This is a genomic window from Streptomyces sp. NPDC000878 (assembly GCF_053599695.1).
In genome coordinates this window covers 1-18781 of sequence record NZ_JBSFMT010000100.1, presented here as the reverse complement: position 1 = coordinate 18781, position 18781 = coordinate 1, and the positions used below count along the sequence as shown (strand labels likewise).

Genomic DNA, 18781 nt, shown 5'->3' with positions numbered 1-18781 from the left:
AACCGCCTGTCCACCGGGGTAGACCTGGGAGTCACCAGATGCCATCAGGATCACCCACCTCAGGAGTGGGCCGGGTAATCGCCGGCCGCTACCTCCTGCTCAACCAACTCGGCAGCGGCGGCATGGGCCACGTCTGGCTCGCCCACGACCAGAGACTCGCCTGCGAGGTCGCCCTCAAGGAGATCGTGTTCCGGAACGAGGCCGAGGCCTCGGACGAACGCACCGCCCGAGTCGCCCGCGCCCGCGCCGAGGCCCGCCACGCGGCGGTGCTGCGCGGCAACCCGAACGTGGTGACCGTGCACGACGTACTGGAGCACGAGGGCCTGCCCTGGATCGTCATGGAGTACGTCGCGGGCGCCCTCGACCTGCGTGACCTGGTCGACATGCGCGGCCCGCTGGCACCCGCCGAGTGCGCCCGTATCGGCCTCGCCGTCCTGGACGCGCTGACCGCCGGACACGACCAGGGCATCATGCACCGGGACGTGAAGCCGGCGAACATCCTGCTGGCGCCGGACCGCACCGGGACGCCGTACGCCCGGGTCCTGCTCACCGACTACGGCATATCGGTGCAGCCGGACGCGGGCGAGACACGGTACACGCTGTCGACCGCCCTAGTCGGCACGGCGGGTTATCTGGCACCCGAGCGGGCCACCGGCGGGCCGCCGACCGCCGCCGCCGATCTGTTCTCGCTGGGCTGCACGCTCTACTACGCCGTCGAGGGCATCGGGGCGTTCGAGCGGGAGACGCATCTCGCGGAGATCACCGCGGTGGTCATGGAGGAGCCCCGGAAGGCGGAGCGGGCGGGCGCGCTGGGGCCGCTGCTGGAGGCGATGCTCACCAAGGACCCGACGCAGCGGATCACGGCGACCCGTGCGGAGACGGCGCTGGACCGTATCGTCACGCCTCAGGTCGACCCGTACGAGCGTACGAGGACGGACCCGGGGTCGATGCCGCCGTGGGGCGGACCGGAACTGATGCACGGGCCCAAGCACGCACCGGCCGCCGACTTCGCGCGCACGAGCGAACCGCCCCCGCCCCCGCCCGGCTTCGGCCCGCCCCTCCCCCCACCGCCCCCTCCCCGCCGCCACCGCGCTCTCCCCGCCGCCCTCGGCGCCCTGCTCGGGGTCGCCCTGGCCGGTGTCGGCGTCTGGCTGACCCTGGGTGACCCGCCGGGCGGCGGTGGGCAGGGGGACGAGCAGACCGTCGAGAAGCCGTACGGCGACCCCGTGGGCCTCGCCGTGCCGTTGGCGGAGGGCGACTGTGTGATCGCCGACTGGCCCGGCGGTACGCGCTTCCGGGGGACGCCCAGGCTGACCGTCGATCCGACCTGCCGGGACGCGCCGCCCGACGGGCAGGTGCTGGCGGTCGTGGACGCCGTGTCCGCCGCCGAGGCGCGGGCGCAGGGGCCCGCCCAGTGCGAGGAGCGGACCCGGGATCTACGGGAGAAGCTGGCGGACGTACGCGGGTATGCCGTCGTGCCGGACGAGGGCGGGTTCGAGGCCGCCGAGGGCCGTACGGCCTGTCTGCTGCTCGGGGCGAACGGGCCGGTGTACGGGCCGCTCGGGCCGTACCGCGAGCCGGGGCAGGCGTTCCTGGAGACGGCCACCATGCAGAAGCGGGACTGTCTGAAGGCGCCCTCCAGGCGGGAGGCACGGCTGGTCGCCTGTGCCGAGGCGCACGACGAGCAGGTCCTCGGATTCGCGCGGCTGGACGACGGGGTGGCCTTCGAGAAGGCGCGGGACGTGTCGGACGCGGCCTGCGCGCGGGACGTGTCGCCGACCGACTACGGCTTCGATCCGTCGGTCTACGAGGCCGGGTCCTGGACGAGTCGCGGAGCGTGGGACTCCGAAACCCATTTCGTCGTGTGCACCGTCAGGAAGCAGAACGGGGGCACCATGGAGGGAGAAGAACCATGAGGAGGGTGTTGCGATGCCCGGTTCCACGAACGGTTCCACGAAGACCATGGGGGTGCTCACCGTAGGCGGGCTCGTCGCGGTGACGGCCTACTCGGTGGCGCTCGGCAGCAACGGCTGGCTGTGGTTCGGCTGGGTGGTGCTGGGGCTGATCACCCTCGGGATGGTGGTCACCCGGCCCACCTGACCTCCGCATCACCCGAAGTACACCCGAATGGAGCAGTGGCGGCTGAACCGTGGCGGGCCGGGTCAGTCCTCGAAGAGGCGGCCCGCCGAGTGGACGCCCGGCTGGTACTTCGGCAGCCGGGCGGTGATCTTCATTCCCGCGCCCAGGGCCGTCTCTATGACGAGGCCGTGGTCGTCGCCGTAGACCTGGCGGAGCCGGTCGTCGACGTTCGAGAGGCCGATGCCGCCCGACGGGCTGACCTCGCCCGCGAGGATACGGCGGAGCAGCACCGGGTCCATTCCGGCGCCGTCGTCCTCGATGACGACCAGGGCCTCGGCGCCCGCGTCCTGCGCGGTGATGCTGATGTGGCTCTTGCCCGCGAACGCCGCCCTGCCCTCCAGACCGTGTTTGACGGCGTTCTCCACGAGGGGCTGGAGGCAGAGGAAGGGCAGGGCGACCGGGAGCACCTCGGGGGCGATCTGGAGGGTGACCGAGAGACGGTCGCCGAAGCGGGCGCGGACGAGGGCCAAGTAGTGGTCGATGGCGTGGAGTTCCTCGGCGAGGGTGGTGAAGTCGCCGTGCCTGCGGAACGAGTAGCGGGTGAAGTCGGCGAACTCCAGGAGCAGTTCGCGGGCGCGCTCGGGGTCGGTGCGCACGAACGAAGCGATCACCGCGAGCGAGTTGAAGATGAAGTGCGGGGATATCTGGGCGCGAAGTGCCTTGATCTCGGCCTCGATCAGGCGGGTGCGGGACTGGTCCAGGTCCGCCAACTCCAGTTGGACCGAGACCCAGCGGGCGACCTCTCCGGCCGCGCGGACGAGGACGGCCGACTCGCGGGGCGCGCAGGCCACCAGGGCGCCGTGGACGCGGTCGTCGACGGTGAGGGGGGCCACGACGGCCCAGCGCAGGGGGCAGTCGGGCGCGTCGCAGGTCAGGCGGAAGGCCTCGCCCCGGCCGGACTCCAGGGGTCCTGCCAGGCGTTCCATGATCTCGGCGCGATGGTGTTCGCCGACGCCGTCCCAGACGAGGACCGACTTCTGGTCGGTGAGGCAGAGGGCGTCCGTGCCGAGCAGGGTGCGCAGGCGGCGGGCCGAGCGGCGGGCGGTCTCCTCGGTGAGGCCGGCGCGCAGCGGGGGCGCGGCCAGGGAGGCGGTGTGCAGGGTCTCGAAGGTGGCGTGCTCGACGGGGGTGCCGAGGCCGCCGAGGCGTTCGGGGCGGGCCGTGCGCCGGCCCAGCCAGAAACCGGCGGCGAGCAGCGGGAGGATGGCCACGCAGAGCCCGGCCAGGAATCCGCTCATGTCCGCGTCACCTCCGTACGGGCCCCGCCCGGGAGACCGTGGCCGCCGTGCGTCCCCGACAGCTCCTCCGGGAGGTGGAAGCGGGCCAGGATGGCCGCCGTACCGGCCGGGACACGGCCCGGGGTGGCCAGGGACACCAGGACCATGGTGAGGAATCCCAGGGGTACGGACCAGAGGGCGGGCCAGGCGAGCAGGGCGTGCAGGGCGCCCGTGCCGGGGAAGCCGGCCATGGTCGCGGCGACGGCGACGAGCGCGGAGCCCCCGCCGACCAGCATTCCGGCGGCGGCGCCGGGCGGGGTCAGGCGGTGCCACCAGATGCCCAGGACGAGCAGCGGGCAGAAGGAGGACGCGGACACGGCGAAGGCGAGCCCGACGGCGTCGGCGACCGGGAGTCCGCCGACGATGACGCTGGCGGCGAGCGGTACGGCCATGGCGATGACCGTGCCGAGCCGGAAGTGCCGTACGCCGCGCGAGGGCAGGACGTCCTGGGTGAGGACGCCGGCGACGGCCATGGTGAGCCCCGACGCGGTGGACAGGAACGCGGCGAAGGCGCCGCCGGCCACCAGCGCGCCGAGGAGGTCGCCGCCGAGGCCGCCGATCATGCGGTCGGGCAGCAGGAGGACGGAGGCGTCGGCGTCGGAGGTGAGGGCCAGTTCGGGGGCGTAGAGGCGGCCCAGGGCGCCGTAGACGGGCGGGAGGAGGTAGAAGAAGCCGATGAGGCCGAGGACGGCGACGGTGGTGCGGCGGGCGGCGACGCCGTGCGGGCTGGTGTAGAAGCGGACGACGACGTGCGGCAGGCCCATGGTGCCGAGGAAGGTGGCGAGGATCAGGCCGTACGTGGCGTACAGCGGGCGTTCCTCGCGGCCTTCGGCGAGGGAGGTCGACATACCGCCGTTGGTGCCGGGGGCGGCCTGGGGGACGGCGGCGCCCTTGGCGAAGGTGAGGCGGGTGCCGGGGTCGATGTGGTGGGTGCCTGCGGGGAGGTGGAGGAGCTGGTCCTTGTGCGGGCGGCCGTCGACCGTGCCGGTCACGGTGACGGTGAGGGGGGCCTTCAGCTTCAGGTCGAGGCCGTCCTCGACGCGGACGACGCGCTGTTCGCGGAAGGTGGCGGGTTCGTCGAAGGCGTGGCGGGGTGCGCCGTCGCCCTGCCAGGCGAGGACGAGGAAGAGGGCGGGGACGAGCAGCGCGGTGAGTTTCAGCCAGTACTGGAAGGCCTGGACGAAGGTGATGCTGCGCATGCCGCCGGCTGCGACGGTGGCGACCACGACGACGGCGACGATGACCCCGCCGACCCAGTCGGGCGCGTCGGTCAGCACCGCCAACGTCAGCCCGGCGCCCTGGAGTTGGGGCAGGAGGTAGAGCCAGCCGACGCCGACGACGAAGGCCCCGGCGAGCCGTCGTACGGCCTGTGAGGCGAGGCGGGCCTCGGCGAAGTCGGGGAGTGTGTAGGCGCCGGAGCGGCGCAGCGGGGCGGCGACGAAGAGCAGGAGCAGGAGGTAGCCGGCGGTGTAGCCGACCGGGTACCAGAGCATGTCGGGGCCCTGGACGAGGACCAGGCCCGCGATGCCGAGGAAAGAGGCGGCGGAGAGGTACTCGCCGCTGATCGCGGCGGCGTTGAGGCGGGGGCCGACGGTGCGGGAGGCGACGTAGAAGTCGGAGGTGGTGCGGGAGATGCGTAGGCCGAACGCGCCGACGAAGACCGTCGCCACGACGACGAGGGCGACGGCCGGGACGGCGTAGTTCTCGTTCACCGGGAGCGGTTCCTGTCCATCTGTCTGTTCATCAGCGGTCCCGGTCCTCGACCAGCCGGACGAAGTCCCGCTCGTTGCGTTCGGCGCGCCGCACGTACCAGCGGGCGAGCAGTACCAGGGGCAGGTAGAGGCCGAAGCCGAGGATCAGCCACTCCAGGTGGTGGGCGTCGGGCATCGCCGCGAAGAGCAGCGGCAGCGGGGCGATCAGCAGCGCGAGGACCGCGAACACACCGAAGGCGGCGCGGAGTTGGGAGCGCATCAGGGAGCGGACGTAGGTGTGGCCGAGGGTGGTCTGCTCGTCGATCTCGGTGCGCGGCCGGTAGTAGCCGGAGGTGCGGCGCACACGCCGGGGTGGTCCGGTGACGACGACCCGGCGTTCGGAAGGATCCTGGGGCATGGCTGGAAGGTGCCCCTCAGCTCGTGGGCCGGCGCATCAGCAGGTCCCGCAGTTCGCGGGCGTGCCGTCGGCTGACCTGGAGTTCCTCGGCGCCGACCAGGACACTCACGGCGCCCGCGTCGAGGCGGAGTTCGCCGATGTGGCGCAGGGCGACGAGATGGCGGCGGTGGATGCGGACGAACCCGCGGGCGCGCCAGCGCTCCTCCAGGGTGGAGAGCGGGATGCGTACGAGGTGACTGCCCCGGTCGGTGTGCAGTCGGGCGTAGTCGCCCTGGGCCTCGGCGTGGGTGATGTCGTCGACGGCGACGAAGCGGGTCACGCCGCCGAGTTCGACGGGTATGTGGTCGGGGTCGGGTTCGTGCACGGGTATGGGGGCGGGCACGGGCGGGGCGCTGTCGCGGAGTTCGGCGGCGCGGCGGACGGCCTCGGCGAGGCGTTCCTTGCGTACGGGTTTGAGGACGTAGTCGACGGCCTTGAGGTCGAAGGCCTGGACGGCGAAGTCCTCGTGGGCGGTGACGAACACGACGAGGGGCGGCTTGGCGAACCCGGTGAGGAGTCGGGCCAGGTCGAGGCCGTCGAGGCCGGGCATGTGGATGTCGAGGAACACGACGTCGATGGCCTCGGGCCCGCCGGGTCCGGACTGCAGGGCGCGGTTGATGCGGCGCAGTGCCTCGGTCGCGTCGCCGGCGCCCTCGACGCTGCCGATCCGTGGATCCGCCTGCAGCAGATACAGCAGCTCCTCCAGGGAGGGGCGTTCGTCGTCGACGGCGAGGGCGCGCAGCATGAAGGTGGAGTGTAGGTGGAATTCGTACGTGTGCACATGCGCCGGACGCGCAAGCCGTCGACGGGCGCGGTGCCCGGCCGTCACGGGCCGCCCTGCCCCGCTTTCGCTGGATACAGTGCCCGGATGAACAACAGGCCGGCGCCATTCGACGAGCTGGACCGGAAGATCATCACCACTCTGATGGCGAACTCCCGTACGAGCTTCGCCGAGATCGGGGCGGCGGTCGGGCTGTCGTCCACGGCGGTCAAGCGGCGGGTGGACCGGCTGCGCGAGTCGGGCGTGATCACCGGGTTCACGGCCACGGTGGAGCCGTCGGCGCTCGGCTGGCGTACGGAGGCGTACGTCGAGGTGTACTGCGAGGGCGCGGCGCCGCCCCGGCGGCTCGCGGAGGTGGTGCGCAACCATCCGGAGATCACGGCGGCGATGACGGTGACGGGCGGCGCGGACGCGCTGCTGCACGTACGGGCGACGGATGTGGGGCACTTCGAGAACGTGCTGGAGCGCATCCGCAGGGAGCCGTTCATCCGGAAGACGATCAGCTACATGGTGCTGTCCCACCTCCTCCCGGAAAGCCCGGAGGCGGGCGCTACCCACGCCGCGCCGAACTACACGTCGGGCAACGCATCAGACCTGCGTTGAGGGCGCCAAAGACGCAGGGTTCCTGCGCGGACACGCAGTAGTTGTCGCTTGTCGGGCGTCGGGCCCAGTTTCTACCGTGGTGTTATCCCTACCCGATACCGCAGGAAGCGGAGGAACCCCTCTGTGCCCGACAGCCGTGTGCCGCGCCCCCGGCGCTTTCTCGTCTGCGAACCCAGACACTTCGGCGTGCAGTACGCGATCAACCCCTGGATGAACCCCGACACCAGGGTCGACGTAGATCTGGCCCAGGAGCAGTGGCGCTCGCTGATCAGCGCCTATCGCGCCCATGGCCACACCGTGGACACCGTGGAGCCGGTCGCCGGTCTGCCCGACATGGTGTTCGCCGCGAACTCGGCGGTCGTCGTGGACGGCCGTGTCTTCGGCTCCTCGTTCCACGCCCCCGAGCGCCGCCCCGAGTCGACCGCGTACGAGACGTGGTTCAAGTCGGCGGGCTTCGACGTGTACCGCCCCGAGTCGGTGTGCGAGGGCGAGGGCGACCTGGTCCCGGCCGGCCGCTGGATCCTGGCGGGCACGGGCTTCCGTACGACCCGTGAGGCCCATCACGAGGTGCAGGAGTACTTCGGGATGCCGGTGATCGGCCTCAAGCTGACGGACCCGTACTTCTACCACCTGGACACGGCGCTGTTCGTCCTGGACGAGACCAACATCGCGTACTACCCGGAGGCGTTCTCGCCGGGCAGCCGTGAGGTGCTGGCCCGGTTGTACCCGCACGCGGTCGTGGCGACCCGTGAGGACGCGATGACGTTCGGGCTGAACTCGGTCTCCGACGGCCACCGCGTCTTCATCGACCCGGGCGCCACGGCCCTCGCCGCCGAGCTGACGCGCCACGGCTACCTTCCCGTCCCCGTCGACCTGTCGGAGTTCCGCAAGGCCGGCGGCGGTATCAAGTGCTGCACCCAGGAGATCCGCTCATGACCGCACTGACGAGCACTGGCGCCGACACCGGCACGCGCACCTCCGCGGACCTGATCCGCGCCGAGGAGCCGGTCCTCGCGCACAACTACCACCCGCTGCCCGTGGTCGTGTCCCGCGCCGAGGGCGCCTGGGTCGAGGACGTCGAGGGCCGCCGCTACCTGGACATGCTGGCCGGCTACTCGGCCCTGAACTTCGGCCACCGCCACCCGGCGCTGATCGAGGCGGCCCACCGCCAGCTGGACCGCCTCACGCTCACCTCCCGCGCCTTCCACAACGACCGTCTGGCCCAGTTCGCCACCTCACTGGCCGAGCTGACCGGCCTGGACATGGTCCTGCCGATGAACACCGGCGCGGAGGCCGTCGAGAGCGCGATCAAGGTGGCCCGCAAATGGGCGTACGAGGTGAAGGGCGTCCCCGACGGCCAGGCCACGATCGTGGTGGCGGCGGACAACTTCCACGGCCGTACGACGACGATCGTCAGCTTCTCCACGGACGAGACGGCGAGGGCGGGCTTCGGTCCGTTCACGCCGGGCTTCCGGATCGTCCCGTACAACGACCTGGCGGCCCTGGAGGAGGCGATCGACGAGACGACGGCGGCGGTCCTCCTGGAGCCCATCCAGGGCGAGGCGGGCGTCCTGATCCCCGACGAGGGCTATCTCACCGGCGTACGCGAGCTGACGCGCCGCGAGGGCTGTCTGTTCATCGCCGACGAGATCCAGTCGGGCCTCGGCCGCACCGGCCGCACGCTGGCGGTGGACCACGAGGGTGTCGTCCCGGACATGGTGCTGCTCGGCAAGGCGCTGGGCGGCGGCATCGTGCCGGTGTCCGCGGTGGTCGCACGCCGGGACGTCCTCGGGGTGCTGCGGCCGGGCGAGCACGGCTCGACGTTCGGCGGCAACCCGCTCGCCGCGGCGGTCGGCCAGGCCGTGGTCGAGCTGCTGGAGACCGGCGAGTTCCAGCACAGGGCGACCGAGCTGGGCGTCGTCCTGCGCGACGGGCTGACCGGGCTGGTCGGCAAGGGCGTGGTCGGCTTCCGGTCGCGGGGCCTGTGGGCGGGCGTCGACATCGACCCGGCCATCGGCACCGGCCGGCAGATCAGCGAACGGCTGATGCGGGCCGGGATCCTGGTCAAGGACACCCACGGCTCGACCATTCGGCTGGCACCCCCGCTGACGGTCACGGCCGAGGAACTGCGGTCGGCCGTCGGAACCCTGGAGAGGGTGCTCGGCCAGGGCTGACCCGTCGTCCCCGGGTCCATGGGTTCGCCCGTGGACCCGGCCGGTCCCGGCCGCGCGGCGTGAAGCCCGGGGCCAGGGCCTGTCCGGCGGATCAGGTCGCGGGAAATCAGCGGCGCCACGTCAGCGCCGGTGAGCGGTCTGGTGCGGGTGGCCGTGAGGCGCGGGACCCTGGAGAGGACGCTCGGGCAGGGTTGACCGGTATTCCCAGGACCATGGGGTTCGCTCCCTGGACCCGTGCGGGGTGAAGACCGGGGCAAGAGGTGGTAGACCACTGTCAGCGACAGAGAGGTCGGCCGTGGGCACATACGAGGAGCAGCGCGTCGCCCGGCAGCGGTTCGACGTGGCGGACGCCGCGCCCGTGCTGCTCGACGCACAGGGCGTCGTGACGAGCTGGACCCGGGACGCCCAGCGGCTGCTGGCGTACGCCCCCGGTGAAGTGGTGGGCACGCGGGTCGCGGGGCTGCTGTCCGCCGAGGACGCCGCACGGGTGCCGGAGCTGGCCGAGCGGTGCCGCCGGGACGGCGGCTGGGCGGGGCTGCTGACCGCCCGGCGCAAGGACGGGCGGCCCGTCCGGGTCATGGTGCGGGTCACCTCGGCGCTGGAGCCCGGGGGCCCCGCCCAGTGGCTGGTGCTCCTGTCGGAGATGGCCGAGGCGCCCGGCTGGGACATGAGCCGCACGGTCCTGGAGCAGATGGTCGCGGGGTCCCCGGTCGGCATAGCGATCGTCGACGCGAGTCTGCGCTTCGTGTGGTCCAACGCGGCCCTGGAGGAGTTCGGCGGCGGCCCCGCCAGGCACCGGCTGGGGCTCAGGCTGGCGGACGTACAGCCGGGCGTGAACGCCGAGGCGGTCGAGGAGCAGATGCGCGGGGTGCTGGAGACCGGGGAGCCGGTGGTCGGGTACGAGCACGTGGACCGGCTGCGTTCCGCGCCCCACCGGGAGACGGCGCACATGCTGTCGTTCACGCGTCTCGAGGACGACCGGGGCCGTCCGATGGGCGTCTACTACACCGTCGTCGACATCACCGACCGGCACCGGGCCCGGCAGCGGCTCGCCCTGCTCGACCGGGCGGGCGAGCAGATCGGCCGCAGCCTGGACATCGTGCGCACCGCGCAGGAGCTGGCCGACGTGGTGGTGCCGGCCTTCGCCGACTCCGTCGCCGTGGACCTGCTGGAACCGGTGCTGCGGGGCGCGGAACTCCCGGCCGGGCCGCTGAGCACCACGGACCGGGTGCTGCTGCGCCGGGCCGGCCATCAGACGGTGCACGACGACGTCCCGGAGACCGTCGTCCGCGTCGGCGACGTGGCCGGCTACCGGGCCGGATCACCCCCGGTGCTCTCCCTCACCACCGGCCGTCCGTGGCGTGAGCCGCACCTCGACCCCCGCGCGAAGGAGTGGGCCACGGGCGGCGACCCCGGTGGCCGGGCGGCCACCTTCCTGGAGCTGGGGCTGCACAGTGCGATGATCGTGCCCGTCCGGGCGCGGGGCGTCACGCTGGGGATCACCACCTTCTTCCGGCGCCACCGCCAGGAGCCGTTCGACGAGGACGACCTGAGCCTCGCCGAGGACCTCGTCTCGCGCGCCGCCGTCTGCGTGGACAACGCCCGGCGCTACACCCGCGAACGCGAGGCCGCGCTGGTCCTCCAGCGCAGCCTGCTCCCCCACCGGCTGCCCGACCAGGACGCCGTGGAGGTGGCCGCCGAGTACCGGCCGGCCGACGAGCTGACCGGCCTCGGCGGCGACTGGTACGACCTCGTCCCGCTGTCCGGCGCACGCGTCGCCCTCGTCGTGGGCGAGGTGCCCGGCCACGGCATCGACGCCGCAGCGGCCATGGGCCGGCTGCGGACCGCCGTACGGACCCTCGCGGCCCTGGACCTGCCGCCCGAGGAGGTGCTCGCCCACCTCGACGACCTGGTCGCGACGGCGGCCCGCGAGGAGGGCGTCGGGCCGGACACGGCGGCGGCCGACAGCACCCAGGCCGTGGGCTCGGGGTGCCTGTACGTCGTCTACGACCCGGTGGACGGGCAGTGCACCATGGCCGCCGCGGGCCATCCCGCGCCCGCCGTCGTGCTGCCCGACGGCACGGTCACGTTCGTCGACCTGCCCCAGGGCTCGGCGCTCGGCGCGGGCGGGCTGCCCTTCGAGTCGGTCGAGCTGGCCCTGGCGGAGGGCAGCACGCTCGCGCTGCACACCGACGGCCTGCTGGCCCAAGGGCGGCACGGGGCTGCCGACGAGGGGGCCCGGGACCGGCTGCGGCGGGCGCTGGAGCGGCCGGAGCCGTCGCTCGCCGTGCGCTGCCGGACCGTGGTCGACGCCCTGGTGCCCGCGCGCCCGAACGACGACGTGGCCCTGCTGATGGCCCGTACCAGGCTGCTCGGCGCCGACCAGGTCGCGGACTGGGACCTGCCCGCCGATCCGGCCGTCGTCGCCGACGCCCGCAAGGAGGCCACCCGGCAGCTCACGGAGTGGCATCTTGAGGAGCTGGCCTTCACCACGGAGCTGGTCGTCAGCGAACTGGTCACCAACGCCATCCGCCATGCAACCCTCCCCATCCGGCTGCGTCTGATCAAGGACCGCTCGCTGATCTGCGAGGTCTTCGACGGTGGCGCCACCGCGCCCCATCTGCGCCATCCGCGCACTACGGACGAGGGCGGGCGCGGGCTGCTCCTCGTCTCCCAGTTCACCCAGCGGTGGGGCACCCGGTTCGTCCCCGACGGGAAGATCATCTGGGCCGAGCAGTCCCTCACGGATCCACCGGTGTGACGCACGAGCCGGTGCATACCGGGCATGACGTGGGAAACTGATGTGGCCCCGGTGGTGAGGCGGGAACCATGAACGAGACGGCGACGACCGACTACGCGGCGGTGTTCCAGGCCCTGCCCGGCATGGTGGCACTGCTGACGCCCGAACTGGTGTACGCGGACGCCAACGAGGAGTTCCTGCGGCTGACCGGGCGCAAGCACCGGGACCTGGTCGGCCGCCATCTGTTCGACGTCTTCCCCGACAACCCGAACGACCCCACCGCGACGGGCGTGCGCAACCTGGAGGCCTCGCTGCGCCGCGTACTGGCCACCGGCGAGCGCGACACCATGGCTCTGCAGCGGTACGACGTGGAGGACCCCGACCGGCCCGGCGAGTGGGAGGAGCGCTACTGGAGCCCGGTCAACGCGCCGGTGCTCGGCCCCGACGGTCGGGTGGTGCTCCTGGTGCACCGGGTCGAGGAGGTCACCGAACTGATCCGGGCCCACGGCGGCCGGGGCGGCGGCACCCGGGCCCGCGTACTGGAGGCCGAACTGTACACACGGGCCCGCGAGTTGCAGAACCTCAACGACCGCCTGCGGCGCGCACACGCCCGTGAACGCGAGGTCGCCCTGGTTCTCCAGGAGGCGATGCTGCCCGCCCATCGGCAGGTCGGCCACCACCGGGCCGCCGTGCGCTACCGGCCCGCGGTGGGCGCGCTGAACGTGTGCGGGGACTGGTACGACCTGGTCGACCTGGTGGGCGGCGACCGTATCGGCGTGTCCGTGGGCGACGTCGTCGGCCACGGTCTGGCGGCGGCCGGTGTCATGGGCCAGCTGCGCAGCGCGCTCAGCGCCGCCTCCCGGGTCGCCGAGGGGCCCGCCCAGGCCCTGGACGTCCTGGGCAGGTACGCCCATGTGGTCGACGGCGCCGAGTCGGCCACCGCCGTCACGACGTTCATCGACTTCGACCGCCGCACGATCACCTACAGCAGCGCCGGGCATCCACCGCCCGTGCTGGTTCACCCCGACGGCCGCGTGGAGTTCCTGGACCGGGCCACCGATCCCCCGCTCGACGCCCGCCCCGACCCGGTCCCCCGCCCCCAGGCCGACACCACGTTCACCGACGGCGCCACCCTCGTCCTCTACACCGACGGCCTGATCGAACGCCGCCGCGAGGACATCGACATCGGCCTGACCCGCCTCGCCGACTCCCTCGCCCGCCACCGGGCGGCGGACCCCGAACCACTCGCCGACGCCGTCCTGTTGGAGCTGCTTCCGCCAGGTGGCGCAACCGACGACACCGCATTGATCGTCGTACGGCTGTGAGGGTGGCCGAGCGGCGGCGGCGCGTTTCCACCCGGTTCCGGCGGAACCCGCCTGCACATACACTGACGGCCCGACGCGAACCCGGCTGACCTGCTAGAACGCGGCGGTTGAGCCGATCCCGACGGAGTGAGGAGCGACCCCCTTTGTTCTACTACGTGCTCAAATACGTGCTTCTCGGTCCGCTGCTGAGACTGGTGTTCCGGCCGCGGATCGAGGGGCTCGAACACGTACCGTCGTCGGGCGCCGCCATCGTCGCCGGGAATCATCTGTCGTTCTCGGACCACTTCCTGATGCCCGCGATCCTCAAACGGCGCATCACCTTTCTCGCGAAGGCCGAGTACTTCACGGGCCCCGGGATCAAGGGGCGACTGACCGCCTACTTCTTCCGCAGCGCCGGGCAGATTCCGGTGGACCGGTCCGGCAAGGAGGCCGGGCAGGCGGCGATCCGTGAAGGGCTCGGGGTGCTGAGCAAGGACGAGCTGCTCGGTATCTATCCGGAGGGCACCCGGTCGCACGACGGGCGGCTGTACAAGGGCAAGGTCGGGGTCGCCGTCATGGCGCTCAGGGCCCAGGTGCCCGTCATTCCGTGCGCGATGATCGGCACCTTCGAGGCGCAGCCGCCGGGCAAGGTGATCCCGAACATCCATCCCGTGGTGATCCGCTTCGGCAAGCCCCTCGACTTCTCCCGCTACCTCGGGATGGAGGACGAGAAGGCGGTGCTCCGCGCCATCACCGACGAGATCATGTACGCCATCCTCACCCTCTCCGAGCAGGAGTACGTCGACCAGTACGCGGCGGTCGCCAAGGCGGAGGAGACCGAGCGGAAGGCCGCCGAGAAGAAGGCGGAGAAGGAGCAGCGGGCGCGCAAGTTCCCGCGCATGCCGCTGAGTTGACCCCCTCGGCGCTCCCCTTCACGGCCACGATCTGCTCGTAGCTAATCCCCTCCGAGTCCGGCGGTGCCGGCGGTTACCGTCGCTGCATGACACGAGCTGTGGTGATCGGGGCGACGGGACAGATCGGGCGGGTGGCCGTGGGTGCGCTCGCCCGCGACGGGTGGGAGGTGACCGCCGTCTCGCGGGGCGGCGGGCGGGACACGAGCTGGCCGGAGGAGGTGCGGGTCGCGGCGGCCGACCGTGCCGACGACGCGGCGCTCGCGGCAGCCGTGGGCGACGGGTGCGACGTCCTCGTGGACATGGTGGCCTACGGGCCCGAGCACGCCCGGCAGTTGGCCGGTCTCGCCGGGCGGGTCGGGTCGGCCGTGGTGATCTCCAGTCTGTCCGTGTACGAGGACGACAAGGGACGGAACTTCGACACGCAGGGCGAGCCCGACGGCTTCCCCGAGTACCCCGTGCCCGTCACCGAGGACCAGCGCACGATCCGCCCGAGCGAGGCCTCCTACAGCACCCGCAAGGCGGGCCTCGAACGTGAACTCCTCGCCGTCGCCGATCAGTTGCCGGCCACGCTGCTGCGGGCGGGCGCGATCCACGGGCCGTACTGCCGCACCCCGCGCGAGCTGTACTTCGTCAAGCGCAACCTGGACGGGCGGCGAAGGCGCGTCCTCGCCTATGGCGGCGCGAGCCGTTTCCATCCGGCGAGCGTCCACAACATCGCCGAGCTGGTCCGGCTGGCCGCGGCGCGTCCGGGTGCCCGCGTCCTCAACGCCGTCGACCCCGAGGCACCGACGGTGGCGGAGATCGCCAGCGCCATCGATGCCGTGATGGGGGTCGAGGTGGAGGACGTCCTGGTGGACGGTCCGCCCCCGGCGCCCACGGTGGGCGACACCCCGTGGTCGGTTCCGGTGCCCGTGGTGTGCGACATGTCCGCCGCGGAACGGGAGTTGGGCTACCGGCCCGTCGTCACCTACGCGGAGAGCCTGCCGGAGACCGTCGCCTGGATCGAGGGCCAACTGGCCGGGCGGGACTGGCGGGAGGCGTATCCGAAGATGTACGAGACGTACGGCGACCTCTTCGACTACGCGGCGGAGGACGTCTGGCTCACGTGACCGGGTTCGCGTGACGGGAGGACGGGAAAGGGGCGGCCGGAAAAGTCTCCGACCGCCCCTCACCTCGTACGGCGACTGGCTGTTACCGCTGCTGCTACGGCGTCGGGGTGGCGTGCGGGGCGCAGGTCACGTCCGCCGCGTCCACCTTGCCGGTGAGCAGGTAGGCGTCCACCCGCTCGTTGATGCACGGGTTGACGAGCCCGGTCACACCGTGGGAGCCCGCGTCCTTCTCGGTGATCAGACGGGAGCCCTTGAAGCGCTTGTGCAGTTCGACACCGCCCGCGTACGGGGTGGCCGCGTCACGCGTGGCCTGCACGATCAGCACCGGCGGCAGGCCCTTGCCGGACTTCACGTTCACCGGGGTCTGCTGCTTGACCGGCCAGGTCGCGCACGGCAGGTTCATCCAGGCGTTGGCCCAGGTGAGGAACGGATAGTCCTTGTGCAGCCGGGTGTTGTCGCGGTCCCACTTCTTCCAGCTGGTGGGCCACTTGGCATCCGTGCACTCGACGGCCGTGTAGACGGCGTTGCCGTTCTCGGAGGCCGCGTTGCCCGCGGTGTCCGTGAGGTCGGGGGCCGCCGCGTCGACGAGCGCCTGGGTGTCACCCGTGAAGTACTTGCTGAACACGGTGGCGACCGGGATCCACGACGAGTCGTAGTACGGGGCGCCCTGGAAGAAGCCGATCAGCTCGGCCGGTCCGACGAGCCCGCCGATCGGGTTCTTCTTCGCGGCGGCCCGCAACTCCAGCCACTTCGCCTGCACTTGGGCCCGCGTGGTACCCAGGTGGAAGACGGCGTCGTTCTTGGCGACCCAGTCCTGCCAGTCGTTCCAGCGCATCTCGAAGGCGACGTCCTGGTCGAGGTTGGCCTCGTACCAGATCTTCTCGCGCGACGGGTTGACCACGCTGTCCGCGATCATGCGGCGGACATGGCTCGGGTACAGCGTGCCGTAGACGGCCGCGATGTACGTCCCGTAGGACACCCCGAGGAAGTTGAGCTTCTTCTCCGCCAGCGCGGCCCGGATGACGTCCAGGTCGCGCACGGTGTTCGGGGTGGTCATGTACGGCAGCATCTCGCCGCTGCGCTCGTAGCAGCCCTCGGCGTACTCACGGGCCGACTTGCGCTGGGCGCGCTTGTCCGCCTCCGAGTCCGGTACCGGGTCCGGCTTGGGCGCCTTCACGAACTCCTGCGGGTCGGCGCAGGAGATGGGCGCCGAGTGGCCGACTCCGCGCGGGTCGAAGCCCACGAAGTCGTACGCCTTCGACGTGTTGGCCCACAGCGGGTTCTTCGTCGTGACCCGGCGCGGGAAACGCAGCCCGGAGCCGCCGGGACCACCGGGGTTGTAGACGAGCGCACCCTGCCGCTCCCCCTTCGTCCCCGTGTTGCCGATACGGTCGACGGCGAGCTTGATCTGCTTGCCGTACGGCTTCGCGTAGTCGAGCGGCACGGTGACCCAGCCGCACTGGATCGGCTTCTCCAGGCCCCAGTCGGCCGGGCAGTCCTGCCAGTCGATGCCGGCCTTCGCGGCCTTCGCGGCGGCGATCGTCGCGCCGCGTGTCTCACGGTCCTGGCCGTGGCGGGCGTCCGCACTGGCCGAGGGCGCCGTGACGGCGCCCGCTATCAGGGTCGCCGTGATGAGCGCTCCGGCGGACCCGAGCGCTGCGGCTCGTCTCGTCGGTCGTGTGGCACTCAAATGAGGCCTCCCCGTACGTAGTTGCTTTCGGTCGGTACGGGGATCGATCCTCGCGGCTGTGGGGGACCTGTGAACAGGGGGCGGGTGGCGTTCTTTGCCAATCCGATAAACGGTGAGGGGAGTTGCGCTGAGCGGATGAGGGGGGAGCGGGTGCCGGGTGCGGGGGCGAGCAGGTGCAGGGTGCGGGGGCGAGCGGGCGAGGGGGCGAGGGCTGAGCGGGTGCGGAGGCGAAGGGGTGCGGAGGCGAGCGGGCGAGTGGGCGAGCGGTGAGGGGGCGAGCGGTTTATCAGCCGGTGTGGGGTTGATCCAGCGCCGCCAGCGCCTCGTCCAGCACCCGCCGCAGTCGCAGCGCGTCCGGTGCGAGCGCGGTCACCAGTGCGGCGGGGCCGGCCAGCGGCACGAGCGCGGCCCCCTCCCCCAGCAGCCGTGCCTCGACCGGCGTGCTCGCGAACTCCGGTCGTACGACGACGAGTTGCCCCAGGGCGCGATGTCCCGCCAGTACGGCGGGCCCGTCCCAGCCGCCCGGCGCTCCGGGACCGCAGGCCAGCTCCTGGTCGAGGACGACCCGTCCCCCGACCCGCACCGTGAGACGGCTGCCGAGGCGTCCGGGTTCCTCGCCGGAGCGCCCGAGCACCTGCTCCTCGCGGAACACGAGCCGGGCACCGGGCGCGAGATCGACGCGCGTGCCGACGTACAGTTCGCTGCCCTGGGCGCAGATCAACTGCTCGGGCAGCCAGTGCAGTTCGCCTCCGTCGGCGACCTTGAGGCGTACGTCGTAGCGGGCCTCGCCCTTCGCCTGGCCGGGCAGTGCGATGGTGGCCGCGGCGGACGCGAGGTGCAGTCGGGCGCCCTCCCCGACCTCCGCCTCGACGGTGAAGTGGTCGCCGCCGAGGGGGCCGCTCATGGCGCCGACCAGCATGACGCGGGCCTCGTCGCCGTGCGCGCGGATACGACGCAGGGCGAGCGGCCCGTCCCCGTCGAGCACCGGCAGGGCGGTGCCGCCCCGGCTGTCGTCCCGGGCGACGATCCGTGCGGTGGCCCGTACGCCGGTGGTCATGCCGTCCACGCCGTGAGCTGCGCCCGCACCCAGAGGGCTACGTCCGCGACGCCGGCCTCGCCGCGCAGCGACTGGAACACGACGGGCATGTCCCCGCGGGCCGCCTTCGCGTCGGCGGCCATCCGGCCGAGGTCGGAGCCGACGTACGGCGCGAGGTCGGTCTTGTTGACGACGAGCAGGTCGGCGGTGGTGACGCCGGGGCCGCCCTTGCGCGGGATGTCGTCCCCGCCGGCGACGTCGATGACGAAGATCTGCGCGTCGACGAGGCCCTTCGAGAAGGTCGCGGTGAGGTTGTCGCCGCCGGACTCGACGAGGACGATGTCGAGGGGCCCGACCTCGTCCTCCAGGTCCTCGACGGCTTCGAGGTTGGCGGAGATGTCGTCGCGGATGGCGGTGTGCGGGCAGGCGCCTGTTTCGACCGCGGTGATCCGCTCGGGGGGCAGTACGGCCTCGCGCAGCAGGAACTCGGCGTCCTCGCGGGTGTAGATGTCGTTCGTGACGACGGCGAGGGACAGTTCTTCGCGGAGGGTGCGGCAGAGGGCTGCGACGGTGGCGGTCTTGCCGGAGCCTACGGGGCCGCCTAGGCCGATGCGGAGGGCTCGGCGGGTGCCGTCGGGGCGGTGCGCGTCGGCGCTCACGGCTGCGCCGGCGTGGGCGTGGGAGTGGTCGAGGTGCATGAGATACGGCTCCAGTTCTGGTCTGTGTGTGTTGTGGTGTGCTCCGGGACTTTTTTCGCCCCCGCCGCCCCTACCCGTCCCATCCCCTGGGGGCTGCCGCCCCCAGACCCCCGCTGTCGGCCTGAACGGCCTCGTCCTCAAACGCCGGACGGGCTGGGTATCTCAGCC

16 protein-coding genes are annotated in these 18781 nt (G+C 72.2%); 9 read left to right on the top strand and 7 right to left on the bottom strand.

The genetic code is table 11. The annotated features are described in order from the left end of the window. The first annotated feature begins 38 nt into the window (after window positions 1–38). Together ACWDR4_RS45380 and ACWDR4_RS45375 are read left to right on the top strand one after the other, a co-directional pair. Window positions 39–1916: a protein kinase domain-containing protein gene (locus ACWDR4_RS45380; protein WP_450417464.1), complete on the top strand. Its 1878-nt coding sequence runs from the start codon at window positions 39–41 to the stop codon at window positions 1914–1916. A gap of 13 nt (window positions 1917–1929) precedes the next feature. Further along, entirely contained in the window at window positions 1930–2100 is a 171-nt protein-coding gene (locus ACWDR4_RS45375; protein WP_450417463.1) for a hypothetical protein, read from the top strand. 62 nt (window positions 2101–2162) lie between these two features. Here ACWDR4_RS45375 and ACWDR4_RS45370 read toward each other — a convergent pair whose 3' ends face one another. Genes ACWDR4_RS45370 through ACWDR4_RS45355 form a run of 4 tightly spaced genes read right to left on the bottom strand, consistent with a single transcriptional unit; the run spans window position 2163 to window position 6309 of the window. Continuing rightward, entirely contained in the window at window positions 2163–3377 is a 1215-nt protein-coding gene (locus tag ACWDR4_RS45370; RefSeq protein WP_389354430.1) for a sensor histidine kinase, read from the bottom strand. Continuing rightward, a complete protein-coding gene (locus ACWDR4_RS45365) occupies window positions 3374–5128 on the bottom strand; it encodes a sodium/solute symporter (protein ID WP_450417462.1) in 1755 nt (584 codons plus the stop codon). The genes ACWDR4_RS45370 and ACWDR4_RS45365 overlap by 4 nt, the downstream gene beginning before the upstream one ends. Before the next feature lie 31 nt (window positions 5129–5159). After that, entirely contained in the window at window positions 5160–5525 is a 366-nt protein-coding gene (locus tag ACWDR4_RS45360) for a hypothetical protein (protein WP_450417460.1), read from the bottom strand. Window positions 5526–5541: 16 nt separating this feature from the next. Beyond that, a complete protein-coding gene (locus ACWDR4_RS45355) occupies window positions 5542–6309 on the bottom strand; it encodes a LytR/AlgR family response regulator transcription factor (RefSeq protein WP_450417458.1) in 768 nt (255 codons plus the stop codon). 123 nt (window positions 6310–6432) lie between these two features. Between ACWDR4_RS45355 and ACWDR4_RS45350 the strand changes: the two genes are divergently transcribed. From ACWDR4_RS45350 to ACWDR4_RS45320, 7 genes are all read left to right on the top strand, one after another. Further along, window positions 6433–6948, top strand: a complete 516-nt coding sequence (locus ACWDR4_RS45350; RefSeq protein ID WP_450417457.1) for an Lrp/AsnC family transcriptional regulator — start codon at window positions 6433–6435, stop codon at window positions 6946–6948. 123 nt (window positions 6949–7071) lie between these two features. Further along, window positions 7072–7884, top strand: a complete 813-nt coding sequence (gene ddaH, locus ACWDR4_RS45345) for a dimethylargininase (RefSeq protein WP_450417455.1) — start codon at window positions 7072–7074, stop codon at window positions 7882–7884. Beyond that, window positions 7881–9122, top strand: coding sequence for an ornithine--oxo-acid transaminase (rocD, locus tag ACWDR4_RS45340; RefSeq protein ID WP_450417454.1), 1242 nt, complete (start codon window positions 7881–7883; stop codon window positions 9120–9122). The genes ddaH and rocD overlap by 4 nt, the downstream gene beginning before the upstream one ends. Window positions 9123–9417: 295 nt before the next feature. Continuing rightward, complete coding sequence (locus ACWDR4_RS45335; RefSeq protein ID WP_450417452.1) at window positions 9418–11883, top strand: SpoIIE family protein phosphatase; 2466 nt, start codon at window positions 9418–9420, stop codon at window positions 11881–11883. A 68-nt stretch (window positions 11884–11951) separates the two neighbouring features. Next, window positions 11952–13187 carry a PP2C family protein-serine/threonine phosphatase gene (locus ACWDR4_RS45330; protein WP_450417451.1) on the top strand — a complete coding sequence of 412 codons (1236 nt, stop codon included), beginning with the start codon at window positions 11952–11954 and terminating at the stop codon, window positions 13185–13187. 143 nt (window positions 13188–13330) lie between these two features. Next, complete coding sequence (locus ACWDR4_RS45325; protein WP_450417449.1) at window positions 13331–14080, top strand: lysophospholipid acyltransferase family protein; 750 nt, start codon at window positions 13331–13333, stop codon at window positions 14078–14080. Window positions 14081–14166: 86 nt separating this feature from the next. Continuing rightward, a complete protein-coding gene (locus tag ACWDR4_RS45320) occupies window positions 14167–15189 on the top strand; it encodes an NAD-dependent epimerase/dehydratase family protein (RefSeq protein ID WP_450417447.1) in 1023 nt (340 codons plus the stop codon). A 94-nt stretch (window positions 15190–15283) separates the two neighbouring features. Here the strand turns inward: ACWDR4_RS45320 and ACWDR4_RS45315 are convergent, their stop codons facing one another. The 3 genes from ACWDR4_RS45315 to ureG all read right to left on the bottom strand — a co-directional run bounded on the left by ACWDR4_RS45315 (window position 15284) and on the right by ureG (window position 18613). After that, window positions 15284–16879 (bottom strand): alpha/beta hydrolase, encoded by a 1596-nt coding sequence (locus ACWDR4_RS45315; protein ID WP_450417446.1) that lies wholly within the window; start codon window positions 16877–16879, stop codon window positions 15284–15286. A 286-nt stretch (window positions 16880–17165) separates the two neighbouring features. Continuing rightward, window positions 17166–17936, bottom strand: a complete 771-nt coding sequence (locus ACWDR4_RS45310) for an urease accessory protein UreD (RefSeq protein ID WP_450417484.1) — start codon at window positions 17934–17936, stop codon at window positions 17166–17168. Beyond that, a complete protein-coding gene (gene ureG, locus ACWDR4_RS45305; protein ID WP_450417445.1) occupies window positions 17933–18613 on the bottom strand; it encodes an urease accessory protein UreG in 681 nt (226 codons plus the stop codon). Before ureG ends, ACWDR4_RS45310 begins: the two co-directional genes overlap by 4 nt. Between the last annotated feature and the right edge of the window lie 168 nt (window positions 18614–18781).

Coding starts and splice junctions, on each gene's coding strand:
- ACWDR4_RS45380 (WP_450417464.1), top strand. CDS start 39: ATGCCATCAGGATCACCCACCTCAGGAGTGGGCCGGGTAATCGCCGGC.
- ACWDR4_RS45360 (WP_450417460.1), bottom strand. CDS start 5,525: ATGCCCCAGGATCCTTCCGAACGCCGGGTCGTCGTCACCGGACCACCC.
- ACWDR4_RS45355 (WP_450417458.1), bottom strand. CDS start 6,309: ATGCTGCGCGCCCTCGCCGTCGACGACGAACGCCCCTCCCTGGAGGAG.
- ACWDR4_RS45375 (WP_450417463.1), top strand. CDS start 1,930: ATGCCCGGTTCCACGAACGGTTCCACGAAGACCATGGGGGTGCTCACC.
- ACWDR4_RS45320 (WP_450417447.1), top strand. CDS start 14,167: ATGACACGAGCTGTGGTGATCGGGGCGACGGGACAGATCGGGCGGGTG.
- ureG (WP_450417445.1), bottom strand. CDS start 18,613: ATGCACCTCGACCACTCCCACGCCCACGCCGGCGCAGCCGTGAGCGCC.
- ACWDR4_RS45350 (WP_450417457.1), top strand. CDS start 6,433: ATGAACAACAGGCCGGCGCCATTCGACGAGCTGGACCGGAAGATCATC.
- rocD (WP_450417454.1), top strand. CDS start 7,881: ATGACCGCACTGACGAGCACTGGCGCCGACACCGGCACGCGCACCTCC.
- ACWDR4_RS45370 (WP_389354430.1), bottom strand. CDS start 3,377: ATGAGCGGATTCCTGGCCGGGCTCTGCGTGGCCATCCTCCCGCTGCTC.
- ACWDR4_RS45310 (WP_450417484.1), bottom strand. CDS start 17,936: ATGACCACCGGCGTACGGGCCACCGCACGGATCGTCGCCCGGGACGAC.
- ACWDR4_RS45330 (WP_450417451.1), top strand. CDS start 11,952: ATGAACGAGACGGCGACGACCGACTACGCGGCGGTGTTCCAGGCCCTG.